The 13,888-nt window shown below is 70.7% G+C and carries 14 protein-coding genes; 6 read left to right on the top strand and 8 right to left on the bottom strand.

The annotated features are described in order from the left end of the window. Positions 1–375: 375 nt before the first annotated feature. Together Q0A33_RS09045 and Q0A33_RS09050 are read left to right on the top strand one after the other, a co-directional pair. Positions 376–2,097, top strand: coding sequence for a DEAD/DEAH box helicase (locus Q0A33_RS09045; RefSeq protein WP_291795309.1), 1,722 nt, complete (start codon positions 376–378; stop codon positions 2,095–2,097). A gap of 68 nt (positions 2,098–2,165) precedes the next feature. Continuing rightward, positions 2,166–3,965 carry a 2Fe-2S iron-sulfur cluster-binding protein gene (locus tag Q0A33_RS09050; protein WP_291795285.1) on the top strand — a complete coding sequence of 600 codons (1,800 nt, stop codon included), beginning with the start codon at positions 2,166–2,168 and terminating at the stop codon, positions 3,963–3,965. A 26-nt stretch (positions 3,966–3,991) separates the two neighbouring features. On the opposite strand, the gene Q0A33_RS09055 is transcribed toward Q0A33_RS09050, so the two are convergent. From Q0A33_RS09055 to Q0A33_RS09075, 5 genes are all read right to left on the bottom strand, one after another. Then, entirely contained in the window at positions 3,992–4,306 is a 315-nt protein-coding gene (locus Q0A33_RS09055) for a GNAT family N-acetyltransferase (protein WP_291795287.1), read from the bottom strand. A 44-nt stretch (positions 4,307–4,350) separates the two neighbouring features. Then, on the bottom strand, positions 4,351–5,181 hold the full coding sequence (locus Q0A33_RS09060; RefSeq protein WP_291795289.1) for an amino acid ABC transporter permease: 831 nt from the start codon (positions 5,179–5,181) through the stop codon (positions 4,351–4,353). Beyond that, positions 5,178–5,840 (bottom strand): amino acid ABC transporter permease, encoded by a 663-nt coding sequence (locus tag Q0A33_RS09065; protein ID WP_291795291.1) that lies wholly within the window; start codon positions 5,838–5,840, stop codon positions 5,178–5,180. Before Q0A33_RS09065 ends, Q0A33_RS09060 begins: the two co-directional genes overlap by 4 nt. Before the next feature lie 88 nt (positions 5,841–5,928). Continuing rightward, positions 5,929–6,837, bottom strand: coding sequence for a glutamate ABC transporter substrate-binding protein (locus Q0A33_RS09070; RefSeq protein ID WP_291795293.1), 909 nt, complete (start codon positions 6,835–6,837; stop codon positions 5,929–5,931). A gap of 53 nt (positions 6,838–6,890) precedes the next feature. Next, complete coding sequence (locus Q0A33_RS09075) at positions 6,891–7,655, bottom strand: amino acid ABC transporter ATP-binding protein (RefSeq protein ID WP_291795295.1); 765 nt, start codon at positions 7,653–7,655, stop codon at positions 6,891–6,893. A 296-nt stretch (positions 7,656–7,951) separates the two neighbouring features. Here Q0A33_RS09075 and Q0A33_RS09080 point away from each other — a divergent pair, with 296 nt between their 5' ends. The 3 genes from Q0A33_RS09080 (at position 7,952) to Q0A33_RS09090 (ending at position 10,531) form a co-directional block, all read left to right on the top strand. Then, positions 7,952–9,604 (top strand): thiamine pyrophosphate-dependent enzyme, encoded by a 1,653-nt coding sequence (locus Q0A33_RS09080; protein WP_291795296.1) that lies wholly within the window; start codon positions 7,952–7,954, stop codon positions 9,602–9,604. After that, on the top strand, positions 9,604–10,026 hold the full coding sequence (locus Q0A33_RS09085; RefSeq protein ID WP_291795298.1) for a thioesterase family protein: 423 nt from the start codon (positions 9,604–9,606) through the stop codon (positions 10,024–10,026). Before Q0A33_RS09080 ends, Q0A33_RS09085 begins: the two co-directional genes overlap by 1 nt. Positions 10,027–10,216: 190 nt before the next feature. Then, positions 10,217–10,531, top strand: coding sequence for a hypothetical protein (locus tag Q0A33_RS09090; protein WP_291795300.1), 315 nt, complete (start codon positions 10,217–10,219; stop codon positions 10,529–10,531). 19 nt (positions 10,532–10,550) lie between these two features. Here the strand turns inward: Q0A33_RS09090 and Q0A33_RS09095 are convergent, their stop codons facing one another. From Q0A33_RS09095 to Q0A33_RS09105, 3 genes are read right to left on the bottom strand one after another with little or no spacing between them, the layout of a single operon-like run. Then, on the bottom strand, positions 10,551–11,342 hold the full coding sequence (locus Q0A33_RS09095; protein ID WP_291795302.1) for an ABC transporter ATP-binding protein: 792 nt from the start codon (positions 11,340–11,342) through the stop codon (positions 10,551–10,553). A 1-nt stretch (position 11,343) separates the two neighbouring features. Further along, a complete protein-coding gene (locus Q0A33_RS09100) occupies positions 11,344–12,315 on the bottom strand; it encodes an ABC transporter permease (protein WP_291795304.1) in 972 nt (323 codons plus the stop codon). A 4-nt stretch (positions 12,316–12,319) separates the two neighbouring features. Continuing rightward, positions 12,320–13,321: an ABC transporter substrate-binding protein gene (locus Q0A33_RS09105; protein WP_291795305.1), complete on the bottom strand. Its 1,002-nt coding sequence runs from the start codon at positions 13,319–13,321 to the stop codon at positions 12,320–12,322. A 147-nt stretch (positions 13,322–13,468) separates the two neighbouring features. Here Q0A33_RS09105 and Q0A33_RS09110 point away from each other — a divergent pair, with 147 nt between their 5' ends. Then, complete coding sequence (locus tag Q0A33_RS09110; RefSeq protein ID WP_291795307.1) at positions 13,469–13,882, top strand: phage holin family protein; 414 nt, start codon at positions 13,469–13,471, stop codon at positions 13,880–13,882. Positions 13,883–13,888 lie beyond the last annotated feature (6 nt).

Raw genomic sequence — 13,888 nt, forward strand, 5'->3', positions numbered from 1 at the left:
CCGCAGTCCCCCTCCCACTCGCGCCCCTGCCGGGACGGGCGGGGGCAGTGTGATGTTCCGTACCCTCGCCGAGGACCGGTGCCCGGGGCATCCCGTGTAGACTGGTGAGCCGCACCCCGCTGCCACATCCGACGTCAGCTGCGCACAGTGCAGGCGGTCCTCCCGCCCCCTCTGCCGCACCGGACGTCACCGGCCCTCTCCAGTGCACCCGAAGTGAGCACTCCCGGCCGAGCTGGCCGATCGCCATCCAAGTCCCCTGCGATCATGCGCGCGGTCACAACATGGAACGAGAACGAGTCACCCATGACCGAGACCTCACTCACCCCTGCCCTGGAGACGGAGCCCGCGGCCGCCGCCGGTCCCACCTTCGCGGACATGGATCTGCACCCCGCCGTCGCGAAGGCCGTCAGCGGCCTGGGCTACGAGAGCCCCTCGGCGATCCAGGAGCGGACCATCCCCCTCCTGCTCTCCGGCCGCGACGTGATCGGCCTCGCGCAGACCGGCACCGGCAAGACCGCCGCGTTCGCGCTCCCGGTCCTCTCCCGCATCGCGGACCTGGGCCGTCCCGAGGCGGGACCCTATGCCCTCGTGCTCACCCCCACCCGTGAGCTCGCCCTGCAGGTCGCCGAGGCCTTCACCTCCTATGCCGCCCATCTCCCGGACTTCACCGTGCTGCCGATCTACGGCGGCCAGTCCTACGGGCCCCAGCTCGCGGGCCTGCGCCGCGGGGCCCAGGTGGTGGTGGGCACGCCCGGCCGCGTCATCGACCACCTCAAGCGCGGTTCCCTGGACCTCGGCTCCCTGCGCCATCTGGTGCTCGACGAGGCGGACGAGATGCTGAAGATGGGCTTCGCCGACGACATCGAGGAGATCTTCGCGAAGGCCGGCGACTCCCGCCAGGTGGCACTGTTCTCCGCGACCATGCCGTCCTCGATCCACCGGATCACCGGCAAGTACCTCAACTCCCCGGAGGAGGTGCGGGTCGCGGCGAAGACCACGACGGGCGCGAACATCCGCCAGCGCTTCCTCACGGTCATGCACTCGCACAAGCTCGACGCCCTCACCCGCATCCTCGAGGTCGAGGAGTACGACGGCATCATCATGTTCGTCCGCACCAAGCAGGCCACCGAGGAGCTCGCGGACAAGCTGCGCGCCCGCGGCATGCGCGCCGCCGCCATCAACGGCGACATCCCGCAGCAGGCGCGCGAGCGCACCGTCGAGCAGCTGCGCGGCGGACAGATCGACATCCTCGTCGCCACGGACGTCGCCGCGCGCGGTCTCGACGTGGAGCGGATCGAGCTGGTCGTCAACTACGACGTGCCGCACGACACCGAGTCCTACGTGCACCGGATCGGCCGCACGGGCCGCGCCGGACGCTCCGGTGAGGCGATCCTCTTCGTCACCCCGCGCGAGTCGCACATGCTGCGTCAGATCGAGAAGGCGACCCGGCAGAAGGTCGAGCCGCTCACCCTGCCGACCGTGGAGCAGCTCACCTCCAGCCGGGTGGAGCGCTTCACCACCCGCATCTCCACGGCGCTCGCGGAGAAGGACCTCGACGAGGTCCGTCCCGTCATCGCGGACTTCGTCCGCACCCACGAGGTCCCCGCGGAGGAGGTAGCGGCTGCGCTCGCGGTCCTCCTGCTCGACGGCGAGAGCCTCACGGCGGAGCCGCTGCCGGAGCCCAAGGCCCGTGCGAACCGCAATGAGCGCGGCGACCGGAAGGGCAGCCGGCCGGGCATGCGCACCTACCGCATCGCGGTGGGCCGCAACGACCGCGTGCAGCCCGGCGGCATCGTGGGTGCGATCGCGAACGAGGGCGGACTCACCTCCGCGCAGATCGGCGCGATCGACATCCGCGCCGGCCACTCGCTCGTGGACCTCCCGGAGTCCCTGCCGGAGAACGTGCTCTCCCGCCTGCAGAACACGAAGATCCAGGGCAAGCGGATCGACCTGCGCCCGGACAACGGCCGCCCCGGCCGCCCGTTCCGCAAGCGCGGCGACGGCCGCGAGGGGCGCGGCGGCTACAGGGGGGACCGCGGTCCGCGCCGCGACTCCGGCCGCACGGAGTCGAAGAAGAGCTTCCGCCGCTTCGACTGAGCACTGCTCGGACTGAGCACTGCTTCGACTGACGGGGAGGCGAGGGAGGTGCGGGTAGCATCGGTGGAATGATCGCCGAGGTCCGCTCCCTCCACCGCTTCCCCGTCAAGGGCTTCCCCGCCGAAACCCTGAGCTCCGCCCGGGTGGCTCCCGGTGCGGGGATCGCAGGCGATCGGGTGCTGGCGCTGGCCGACGGCACCACACCGGTGGCCTCCGGCGAATGGCGGAGCTGGTCGGCCTTCCTCGCGCTCAAGAAGCGCTCCGACCTCGCCGCGTGGACGGTGGAGACCCTGCCCGGCGGGCACATCCGGCTCACGCCGCCCGCGGCGGACACATCCGCGCCTGCTTCGCCCACCACATTCACGCTCCGTCCCGAGGCCGCCCCCGCCGCCGAGCTGGCCGCACTGCTGCCCGGGACCTCGCCGCAGGACCTCGCCTTCACCACCGCCTCCACCGCGGCCGCGCCGCAGGGCATGTTCGACGACCGGGAGGGGCATCTCAGCCTCATCAGCCTCGCCTCCGTCCGCACGCTGGCCGAGGCGACCGGCACGGACATCGACCCCCTGCGCTTCCGCGGCAACCTCCTCCTCGAAGGACTCGCACCGTTCGCGGAGTTCGGCCTCGTGGGCCGCACCGTGCGGATCGGCGGGGCGGTCGTCTTCATCCGCTCCACGATCGAACGCTGCGCGGCCACCAAGGTGGATCCCCGCACGGCACGCTCGGACCTCAATGTCCCGCGGCTGCTGTCCACCGCGGTGGGGCACATCCACATGGGCGTCTACGGCACGGTCCTCTCCCCCGGCAGGATCGCGGCGGGGGACGGCATCGAGCTCCTGGACGGGGCCTCGCCCCGTCCGCTGCCGGCGGGCACCGGCCCCCGCCTCCTCCGGGTGCAGGACTCCGCGACCCTCGAACCCGGCCGGCACCACCTGCGACTGCACGACCCCTATGGCTGGTTCGCCGCACACTGGCGTCCCGGCATGCACGTGCGCGTCCATCTCGCCGGCGCCCACGGCCCCCTCTGGCGGACCTATACCGCGTGTCTGGTCCGCGGCAGCGAATTCTCGCTCCTCGTCGAGGAGCGCGGAGAGGTCTCCGCCGCACTCGCGGCACTGCGGCAGGGAGACTCGCTGCTGGTGTCCGGCCCCTTCGGCTCCGCCACCCCGGAGTCGGTGCTCGCCGCAGCGCGCACGGACCGCACGGCGGGCACGGAGACCGTGACCGAGGCCTGCGGCTCCCCGCGGATCGCAGTGCTGACGGCGGGAATCGGCCTCACCACGGCGCTCTCCCTGCTGCCGGAGCTGGCCGCCGGGGCTCAGGTCCGCTGCCTGCACATCGACCGAGGTCTCTCCCGGGCCTCCGTCGAATCGCTCACCCGCCTCACCGACGCGCCGGTGGACCTGTGGGACACCGCCGTCCGGGGCCGACCGACCGGGACCGAGCTCACCGCCTTCCTCGCAGGGGCCTCGGCGGCGGTGCTGTGCGGCGGGGAGAGCTTCGTCGCCGCGGCCCGGGCGGCCGCCCGGGCTGCGGGACTGCCCGCCGCGGCGGTCGTGAGCGAGTCCTTCGCCTCACCGGTGAGCGACACCGGGGAGCGGCTCGCGGGAAGACCGCCGGCCGTCCTCGTGAGAGCGGACGGGCGCAGGCTGGGCTGGGAGCCGGAGGACGGGACCCTGCTCGAAGCGCTCGAGGCCGATGGCGCCCGCATCCCCTTCACCTGCAGATCCGGGTCGTGCGGCACCTGCGCGATCCGCGTGGGCGGCCCCGGCGTCATCGAGCACGTCCTCGACCACACGGCGGAACCCGCCCCCGGCAGCGCTCTCAGCTGCTGCGCCGTGCCCGTGGGCGAGGTGCACGTGGGGGTCTGAGACGCCCGGCTCCGCGCGCCGCCGGCTCAGGCCAGGAGGCGGCGGTACTGCGGGAAGCGCTCCATGAACGTGTCCACGTAGCTGCACATGGAGCGGATCCTGATGCCGTCCTCGGCGAACCGCGCGAGCGCCTCCGTCACGAGGGTGCGCGCCCAGCCCTGCCGGGAGTACGCCTCGTCGATGATCGTGTGGAGGATGACCCGCACCCCGCCCTCCAGGCGGTACTCCAGGAAGCCCACCAGCACCGGCGCGTCCCCGGAGATGTCGCGGATGAGGATCCTGCTCCGCTCTGCGTCCTCGACGATGTCGTGCGGTGTGGAGACCGTGATCGGATCAGCCATGCTGCCGTCCTTTCCTGTCGAACTGAGAGATGTGCGCGCCCGGTTCAGCGGTCCGCCTTCGCGGAGCCGGTCCTCGCCGCGGTCTTCCGCTGCATCCGGGACTCCAGCCACCGCGCGAACGCGGCGACGAGCATGTTGATGACGATGAACAGGGCCGCGCCCACGATGAAGGTGGGAAGCAGGTTGTTGTAGTCCCGTCCCACGAGGCGGACCTGGTAGAGGAGGTCCTGGTACGTGACCATGTAGCCCAGTGCGGAGTCCTTGAGCAGGACCACCACCTGTGCGATGAGGGTGGGCATCATGGCGCGGATCGCCTGCGGCATGAGGACCAGGCGCATGGTCTGACCGCCCCGCAGACCGAGGGACATGGCCGCCTCGCGCTGACCGCGCGGCACCGCGAGGATGCCCGCCCGCATGATCTCCGCGATCACCATGCCGTTGTAGAGCGCGAGCCCGATCACCACGGACCAGAAGGAGCCGATCTGATTGCCGAAGAGCAGGAAGGTCGCGAAGATCAGCAGGAGCACCGGGACGCCGCGGAACACCTCGAGCACGACGGTGGAGGGCAGCGACACCGCCCGCGTGGGAGCCAGGCGCAGCAGTGCGAAGGTGATGCCGATCGCCAGTGCGATGACCGAGGCGACCACTGCGACCTTGAGCGTCGCCCACATGCCCTTGAGGAGGGTCGTCTGGATGACGGTGTAGGCGAAGGGCTCCCATTTGGCGGCCGTGAGCTGCCCGGCGGCCCCGAACCGCCAGACGACGTAGGCGAGGACACCGGCGAGGACGAGGCCGGAGACCACGGACAGGATGATGTTGTTCCGGCGGGCCTTGGGACCCGGCTCGTCGAAGAGGACCTGAGTCGGAGCGCTCATCGCAGGATCACCCACTTCCTCTCGAGGTAGTCGAACACCCGGCCCAGCGCGAGGGCGAGCAGCAGATAGACCAGTGCGGTGGCGAACAGCAGCGGGACGACGATGTCGCCCCGGACCTCGATCGCGTTGCGCATGGCGGAGATCAGCTCTCGGTTGTTGAATGCGGAGGCGATCGAGGTGTTCTTCAGCATCGCGATGATCACGCTGCCCAGGGGCGGCACCACCGTCCGGAACGCCTGCGGCAGGATCACGAGCCGCAGCGACTGCGAGAACGTCAGTCCGATGGAGCGCGCGGCCTCCGCCTGCCCCACGGGGATGGTCGAGATGCCCGAGCGCAGCACCTCCGCCACGAAGCACGAGGTGTAGGCGATGAGCGCGAGGCAGGCCAGCGCGAAGGAGTTGATCGAGGCCGAGTCGCTGAACCGGATGTCCAGGTACGGCAGGCCCAGCACGCAGAAGAACATCACGAGGGTGAGCGGGGTGTTCCGCACGACATTCACGTAGGTCGACGCCGCCGCGCGGAGCACCGGGGTGGGTGAGACGCGCATGGCCGCGAGGATCGTGCCGCCCACGAGGCAGCCGACGAGCGTGACGGCGAAGAGCCTGAGCGTGCCGAAGGTGCCGCTCAGGAAGATCTCGAACAGAGCTGGGAAGTCCACAGTTGCCTCTCGAAGACCGCTGTGCACCGGACCTGCCCGGAACGCCGCCTCGCGGCGTTCCGGGCAGTCACGGATGCGTCAGCGCGGGTCAGTACCGGTCGACCTCGGGCATCTCGACGCCGGAGGCGTCCCCGAGGGTGTACTCGAAGGCAGCCGTCCAGTCGCCGTTGTCCTCCGCGTTCTCGATCGCGTCGTTGAGCGCGGTGCGCAGCGCGTCGTCGCCCTTGGGCAGGCCGATGCCGTAGGGCTCCTCGGAGAAGGGGTCGCCCACGACCTTGAACTCGCCGTCGTACTGCGCCGCGTAGCCGCGCAGGATCGCGTCGTCCGTCGTCACCGCGTCGACCGAGCCGCTCTGCAGCTGGTCCACGCAGGTGGAGTACGCGTCGAAGGTCTGCAGCTCGGCATCCGTGTACTCCTCCTCGATGCGCTGGGCCGGCGTCGAGCCGTCGACGGAGCAGACGGTCTTGCCCGCGAGGTCGTCCGGGCCGGCGATGTCCGAATCCGCGGCGACGAGCAGGTCCTGGCCCGCGACGTAGTACGGGCCGGCGAAGTCCACGACCTGCTTGCGCTCGTCGTTGATCGTGTAGGTCGCCACCACCAGGTCGACGTTGCCCTGCTGGATGAAGGTCTCGCGGTTGGCGGAGACGGTCTCCACCCACTCGATCTCGTCCGGCGCGAAGCCGAGCTGGCCCGCGACGATCTTGGAGATCTCGATGTCGAAGCCCTCCGGCTCCTCCGCGCCGGCGCTCACGTTGCCCAGACCGGGCTGGTCGTACTTCACACCGATCTTCAGCGTGCCGGCGTCCTTGGCCGCCTGCCAGGTGTCGCTGTCGGAGAGGTCCGCGTCCGTGACGACCTCGTACTCCGGCGCTTCGCCGCCGCCGGCGGCACCGCCGCCCTCCTCCGCCGGGGCGTCCGGGGTGCCGGACTGACCGCAGCCGGACAGGACGAGCAGGCCGGCCGCCGCGGCTGCTGCGAGGGTGCTGATCTTCTTCATGGTTGTCTCCTTCTGACGGATGCGTGGGAGCCGTGCGCCGTGCGACGGCCGAGTCAGTGGGTGAGGATCTTCGAGAGGAAGTCCTTGGCGCGGTCGGACTGCGGGTCCGTGAAGAACCGCTCCGGCTCCGCGACCTCGACGATCTCGCCGTCGGCCATGAAGACCACCCGGTGCGCGGCCTTGCGAGCGAAGCCCATCTCGTGGGTGACGACGACCATCGTCATGCCCTCCTCCGCGAGTTCGACCATCGTGTCGAGGACCTCGTTGATCATCTCCGGGTCCAGGGCGGAGGTGGGCTCGTCGAAGAGCATGAGCTTGGGCTTCATCGCGAGCGACCGGGCGATGGCGACGCGCTGCTGCTGACCGGCGTAGATCTGCGCCGGTAACTTCTGCGCCTGATGCGCCACGCCCACGCGGTCGAGCAGACGCATGGCCTCGGCCTCCGCCTCCGCCTTCTTCAGCCCCCGGACGCGGATGGGCCCCAGGGTCACATTGTCGAGGATGGTGAGGTGGGCGAAGAGGTTGAAGGACTGGAAGACCATGCCCACGTCGGAGCGCAGCCGGGCGAGGGCGGCGCCCTCCTGCGGGAGGTCCCTGCCGTCGACCCGGATGGTCCCCTCCGTGATGGTCTCCAGCCGGTTGATCGTCCTGCAGAGTGTGGACTTGCCGGAGCCGGAGGGCCCGATCACGACGACGACCTCGCCGCGGGCCACGTCGAGGTCGATGTCCTTGAGCGCCTGGAAGTCGCCGAAGTGCTTCTGCACCCCGCGCATCTCGACGAGAGGCGCGGCAGTGTCGGCTGTCACATTCGTGGTCATGTCTACAGCCTACGCACACCACGCTGTGATCGTCATCTCAGGGAGCGCATCAGCGGCCCGGAGCGCGGAATCGCAACACGATCGTCATATTCCACGGGTGAGAGGGGAGGTGAGGAACGAGGCGGAGGAACGCAGCCGCGGTCCGTGAGCCGGGTCTCATACTCCGAGATCATCGCCGTGTTTTCCCACATCCCGGCCATATGCGCGGAGAACCGCGCGCGTCCGCGCATAATGGGCAGACCCCGGAAGTCAGCAGCGACCACGCGAGACCAGAACTGGTTCCAGAAGGAGAAACAATGGCGTCCCCCTCTCCGTCGAAAGGCGGCCCCTCCGCAGGGCACATGATCGTGAGAACCCTTGAGGAGCACGGAGTCGAGCGCGTCTACGTCGTTCCGGGAGAGTCGTACCTCGAGGTCCTCGACGGCCTCCACGACTCCAGCATCCAGACCGTCGTCTGCCGCCACGAGGGCGGCGCCGCGTACATGGCGGAGGCGGACGGGAAGATGAGCACCGTGCCCGGAGTGGCGATGGTGACACGCGGGCCGGGCGCGGCGAACGCCCACGTGGGCCTGCACACCGCATGGCAGGACTCGACCCCGATGGTCCTCTTCGTGGGCCTCATCCCGTTCGAGCACCGGGAGAAGGAGGCCTTCCAGGAGTTCGACCCCAAGGCGTGGTTCGACACCGGCGCCAAGCGCGTCATGGTCCTCGACCACCCCGAGCGCGCCTCGGAGATCGTGGCCGAGGCCATGTTCGCCGCGAACTCCGGCCGTCCGGGGCCCGTGGTGGTCGGCCTGCCGGAGGACGTCATCCGGCAGGCGCACGAGGACCTCGTGCATCCGCAGATCCCCGTCGCCACCGGCGGCATGACCGTCGAGGACTGGAAGGCCCTGCGCTCCGCACTGGAGGTCTCCGAACGCCCTCTCTTCGTGTTCGGCGGCAACGACTGGACGCACGAGACGGCGGACGACTTCACCCGCTGGCTCGAGGCCCACAACCTCCCGGCCGCGGCGGAATGGCGCTGCGAGGGCACCGTGCCGTTCGGCTCCCCGTCCTACGTGGGACCGCTGGGGTACGGCCGTCCGGCGTTCACGCAGACGCTGCTCGACGACTCGGACCTGCTGGTGTTCGTGGGCACGGTCCCCGGCGATGTCATCACCGACGGCTTCACGGTCCGCCAGAACTGGGACAAGTCGAACTTCATCGTCGCGATCGACCCCGCCCTCCGCGGCCGCTCCGGTCCGGTCTCGCACCAGATCGTGGCGAAGCCGGAGCCGTTCGTCCGCGACCTCGTGCGCATGGACCTTCCCGTCCAGGACTCCTGGCGGAAGTGGACCAACCAGCTGCGCCAGGAGCAGGTCGCGTTCTCCACCGCTCCGGACCCGACCCCGGGCGAGGGGCAGGCGCGCATGGCCACCCTCATGGGCGGGCTCGTCGAGCGGCTCGAGGACGACGCGATGGTGACCTTCGGCGCCGGCGAGCACACGAACTGGGCCCACAGGTACTTCCCCACCAACGGCTACGCCTCCATGCTCTCCGCGCGCAACGGCTCCATGGGCTACTCGATCCCCTCCGCCGTCGCGGCCTCGCTGCGGTACCCGGACCGCCAGGTGATCTCCATCGCCGGCGACGGCGAGTTCCTCATGAACGGACAGGAGCTCGCGACCGCGGCCCAGTACGGCGCGCACCCCCTCGTCGTCGTCATGGACAACCAGGAGTACGGCACCATCCGCACGCACCAGGAGAACCACTATCCCGGACGGATCTCCGGCACGCAGATGGTGAACCCGGACTTCGCGGTGCTGGCCGAGGCCTTCGGCGGGACGGGGATCCGCGTGGAGCGGGACGCGGACGTGCCCGCGGCCCTCGACGCCGCCTTCGCCGCGCTGGACGAGGGCCGGTTCGCACTCATCCACCTCATCGTCGAGCAGCGGATCAAGGCCTACTGATGAGCGCGCAGCACCCTCTCTCCGGCTTCCCCCTGCGCTCCTTCGACAAGCTCCGCTACGCGGACACGGACCGCCAGGGCCACATCAACAACGCCGTCTACGCGACGTTCTTCGAGACCGGGCGCGTGGAGCTTGCCGATCGCCTCCGTCAGGTGGCGGCGGATCCCTCGCGGGCGTTCGTCCTCGCCAGGATCACGATCGAGTACGAGCGCGAGATCCTGTGGCCGGGCGAGGTCGAGGTGGGCACGCGCGTGGTCTCCGTGGGCCGCAGCTCCCTCGTCGTCGAGCAGCTGCTCGTCAGCGAGGGGCTCGTCCACGCCCGCGCGGAATCGGTCATGGTCCTCACGGACACGTCCACCCGCCGCTCCACGCCGCTGGACGACAACGCCCGGCAGACGCTGGAGGCGCTCTCCGGGGACTGAGCGGGGAGTGAGCGGAAGGCGTGCACCGCCCCGGCAGGACATGCTCCTGCCGGGGCGGTCGTGTGTCGGATCCGGAACACCGCTCCCAGCTCCGCCACACCGTCCGCGATGCCCGAGGCGGGCGCGGGCCTAGCGTGGGGGATGTGGGGATCGCGAGGACCCCGCCGCACCCCCACAGGAGAGACACCCCATGCTGAGCACCACCGTGACCGAGCGGTTCGCAGAGAGCGCCGACCGCGTCTTCGCAGCACTCGACCGCTGCGCCGCGGGGGCCCACTCGGTGCTCGAGCGCGACCCCGAGGCCCGCATCCTCGTCTTCCGCACGCAGGCATCGCTCTTCAGCTGGGGCCATGTGGTCACCGCCCGCGTGCAGCCCGTGGGCCGGTCCGCCGAGGTGTCCCTGACCGTCACCGGCGCTCCCGCCGCACCGACGGCCCTGCTGGACGGGAAGAAGAACCGGGCGATGGGCAGGAAGGTGCTGGCGGCCCTCCGCGCCGAGGTGTGAGCTCCGCCCGCGTGAGCGCTCAGCCCAGCAGCGCCGAGTCCCCCAGCTCCGCGCCCTTGATCTTCGCGAACTCCGCCATGAGGTCCTCGGGCGTGAGACCGGGCTTCTCCTCCGGTCCCGCCTCGTACACGATCCGCCCCTCGTGCATCATGACGAGCCTGTTGCCCAGCCGCAGCGCCTGCTGCATGTTGTGCGTGACCATGAGGGTGGTGAGCCGGCCGCGGGACACGATCCGCTCCGTGAGCTCCGTGACGAGCTCCGCCCGCTGCGGGTCCAGTGCGGCGGTGTGCTCGTCGAGCAGCAGGATCCGCGGCTGGGTGAAGCCGGCCATGAGGAGGGACAGCGCCTGCCGCTGACCCCCGGAGAGCAGCCCCACCTGTGCCGTGAGCCGGTTCTCGAGCCCGAGCTCCAGCGAGGCGAGCTCCTCGCGGAAGCGTTCCCGGCGCGCGGCCGTGAGCCCGAGGCCCAGCCCGCGCCGGCGACCGCGCCGCAGCGCGACCGCGAGGTTCTGTTCGATCGTGAGCGTGGGGGCCGTCCCGGCCATCGGGTCCTGGAAGACGCGGCCCATGTAGCGGGCGCGCCGGTGCTCGGACATGCGCGCCACGTCCGTGCCGTCGACCCGGATCGACCCGGAGTCCACCCGGTAGCGGCCCGCGAGGGAGTTCAGCAGGGTCGACTTCCCCGCGCCGTTGGAGCCGATCACGGTGACGAAGTCGCCGCTGTCCAGATGCAGGCTGAGGTCCCGCAGCGCCCTGCGCTCGTTGACGGTGCCGGGGAAGAACGTGAGTGACACCGATGAGGCCGTGAGCATGTCAGACTCCCTTCCGTTCGGAGGCCGCCGCCGCGGGGACCGGATCCCCTGCGGAGTCCGCGGCAGGGGATGCGGCTGCCGCGGGCGGCGGCTCCACGCGTCCTGACCTGCCCAGCCGCGGCAGCCTGCGCAGCAGTCCCCACCGGGGCAGCAGCAGCGCGAGGACGACGAGCACCGCGGTGACCGCGCGCACGTCGTTGGGGTCGAGTCCGACCCAGAGGGCGGCGAAGATGATGAGGCGGTAGACCACCGCGCCGACCACGGCGGCGAGGACGGCCTGCCACACCCGGCGCCGGCCCAGCAGGGCCTGGCCGAGGATCACCGAGGCCAGCCCCACGAGGATGAGCCCGATCCCCATGCTGATGTCCGCGAAGCCCTGGTACTGGGCGACGAGGGCGCCGCACGCGGCGACGAAGCCGTTGGAGAGCGCGAGCGTGAGGATCGTCGTGAAGTCCGTGCTCACGCCCAGGCTGCGGACCATGGGGCCGTTGTCGCCGGTCGCCTGGATCGCCAGCCCCAGGTCGGTCGAGAGGAACCACACGACCGCGGCTCCCAGCACCAGCACGCACGCAGCGAGGATCGCCACACTGCCCCAGGTGCCCAGCAGATCCGCCTCGCGCAGCGGGGTGAAGAGGGTGTCCTGACGCAGCAGCGGCAGGTTGGCCTTCCCCATGATCCGCAGGTTGATCGACCACAGGGCGATCATCGTGAGGATGCCGGAGAGCAGCCCGTCGATCCCGCCCTTGGTGTGGAGCAGCCCGGTGATCGCACCGGCGACCAGACCGGCGCCGGCGCCGGCGAGCGTCGCCAGCGCCGGATCCTGCCCCGCCAGGACCATCGACGCGCCCACTCCCGCACCGGAGGTGAAGCTGCCGTCCACCGTGAGGTCCGCGAAGTTGAGCACGCGGAAGGTGAGGTAGACCCCCAGCGCCATGACGCCGTAGATGACGCCGAGCTCGACTGCCCCGATCATCGCCTCAGCCGACCTTCTCGGCCTGGTCCAGGATCTCCGCCGGGATCTCGACGCCCTGCGCCTCGGCCGCCGCCTCGTTGACCACGTAGGTCGTCTTCGAGGCGGTCTCCACCGGGGTCTCTGCCGGATCCGCGTCCTCCTCGAGGATGCGCAGCGCCATCTCGCCCGTCTGCTTCCCGAGCTCGTGGTAGTCGATGCCCAGCGTGGCCGCCGCACCGCCCTCCACCGTCCCGGCCTCGGCGCCGATCACCGGGATGCCGGCGGACTCGGCGGACTGCACGAGCGAGCCGATCCCGGAGACCACCATGTTGTCCGTGGGCACGTAGATCGCATCGACGTCGCCGAGCGCGGAGACCGCCTGTCCGATGTCGTTGGCGGTGGTGACCGTCTGCTCCGCGATCTCGATCCCGTGGCCCTGGGCGGCCTCCTTCGCGGCGTCGACCTGGACCTCGGAGTTGACCTCCCCGGAGCTGTAGACGATGCCGACCGTCTCCGCGTCCGGCACCAGCTGCGCGAGCAGGTCGAACTGCTCCGGGATCGAGGCGAGGTCGCTCGTGCCGGTGACGTTCCCGCCCGGCTGCTCGAGCGAGTCGACGAGGTCCGCGGCCACCGGATCGGTCACCGAGGTGAAGAGCACGGGGGCGTCCATGATCGCCTGGGCCGCGGCCTGCGCGGCCGGGGTCGCGATCGCGAGGACGAGGTCGTGGCCGTCCGTCGCGAAGGACTGCGCGATCGAGACCGCCGTGGCCTGCTCGCCGTTGGCGTTCTGCAGGTCGAACTCGACGTTCTCGCCCTCCGTGTAGCCGGCGTCCGCGAACGCCTCCTTGAAGCCCTCCGCGGAGGCGTCGAGCGCCGGGTGCTGCACGAGCTGGCTGATGCCGATCGAGTAGCTCTCCCCCTCGCCGCCGGAGGAGCCGCCGCCGTCGCCGCAGGCGGAGAGGACGAGGACGGAGGCGGCCGCAGCCGCGGAGAGGGCCGTGAGGCGGCCGGGGGTGGGGGTGCGCATGGGGTTCGAATACCTCGCTTGGTGGTCTGTGCCCCCGGGCTGCAGTGCCCGGGCCGGCAACCTCTACTGCCAGCGTACGAGTATAGGGACATGAGCTCCCTCACGCGAGGCGGTCTCACGCTCAGGTCCCTCCGCTAGCCTGGGGCCATGGGCTTCCTCATCCGCACGATCGTGAATGCACTCGCGCTGGCGGCCGCCGTCTGGCTGCTCCCCGGCATGGACATCACCGGCAGCACGGCGCTGGCCGACAGCGTGGGCGAGCGACCCGCGGCCGTCATCGCCTACCTCGTCGTGGCGATCGTCTTCGGCCTGGTGAACGCGCTCGTCCGGCCGCTCGTCGCCTTCGTCTCCGCGCCCATCACCTGCCTCACCCTGGGCCTGTTCGCGATCGTGGTCAACGCCCTCATGATCACCCTCACCGCATGGCTGTCCGGCTTCACGCCGTTCGTGCTGGAGGTCGAGGACTTCTTCTGGACCGCCGTGCTCGCCGCCGTCGTCGTCGCGATCGTCTCCGCCGTCCTCGGCCGGATCCTCCCGGACGCCGACCGCGCCCGGGACTGAGCCGGC

It is taken from the genome of Brevibacterium sp., from assembly GCF_022712115.1.
GTDB classification, from domain to species: Bacteria; Actinomycetota; Actinomycetes; order Actinomycetales; family Brevibacteriaceae; genus Brevibacterium; species Brevibacterium salitolerans.

Bases quoted from the DNA above. Each gene is read 5' to 3' on its own strand.
- Q0A33_RS09060 (WP_291795289.1), bottom strand. From the start codon at position 5,181: ATGAGCGCTCCGACTCAGGTCCTCTTCGACGAGCCGGGTCCCAAGGCC.
- Q0A33_RS09100 (WP_291795304.1), bottom strand. From the start codon at position 12,315: ATGATCGGGGCAGTCGAGCTCGGCGTCATCTACGGCGTCATGGCGCTG.
- Q0A33_RS09090 (WP_291795300.1), top strand. From the start codon at position 10,217: ATGCTGAGCACCACCGTGACCGAGCGGTTCGCAGAGAGCGCCGACCGC.
- Q0A33_RS09050 (WP_291795285.1), top strand. From the start codon at position 2,166: ATGATCGCCGAGGTCCGCTCCCTCCACCGCTTCCCCGTCAAGGGCTTC.
- Q0A33_RS09070 (WP_291795293.1), bottom strand. From the start codon at position 6,837: ATGAAGAAGATCAGCACCCTCGCAGCAGCCGCGGCGGCCGGCCTGCTC.
- Q0A33_RS09105 (WP_291795305.1), bottom strand. From the start codon at position 13,321: ATGCGCACCCCCACCCCCGGCCGCCTCACGGCCCTCTCCGCGGCTGCG.
- Q0A33_RS09110 (WP_291795307.1), top strand. From the start codon at position 13,469: ATGGGCTTCCTCATCCGCACGATCGTGAATGCACTCGCGCTGGCGGCC.
- Q0A33_RS09085 (WP_291795298.1), top strand. From the start codon at position 9,604: ATGAGCGCGCAGCACCCTCTCTCCGGCTTCCCCCTGCGCTCCTTCGAC.
- Q0A33_RS09045 (WP_291795309.1), top strand. From the start codon at position 376: ATGGATCTGCACCCCGCCGTCGCGAAGGCCGTCAGCGGCCTGGGCTAC.
- Q0A33_RS09080 (WP_291795296.1), top strand. From the start codon at position 7,952: ATGGCGTCCCCCTCTCCGTCGAAAGGCGGCCCCTCCGCAGGGCACATG.
- Q0A33_RS09095 (WP_291795302.1), bottom strand. From the start codon at position 11,342: ATGCTCACGGCCTCATCGGTGTCACTCACGTTCTTCCCCGGCACCGTC.
- Q0A33_RS09055 (WP_291795287.1), bottom strand. From the start codon at position 4,306: ATGGCTGATCCGATCACGGTCTCCACACCGCACGACATCGTCGAGGAC.
- Q0A33_RS09075 (WP_291795295.1), bottom strand. From the start codon at position 7,655: ATGACCACGAATGTGACAGCCGACACTGCCGCGCCTCTCGTCGAGATG.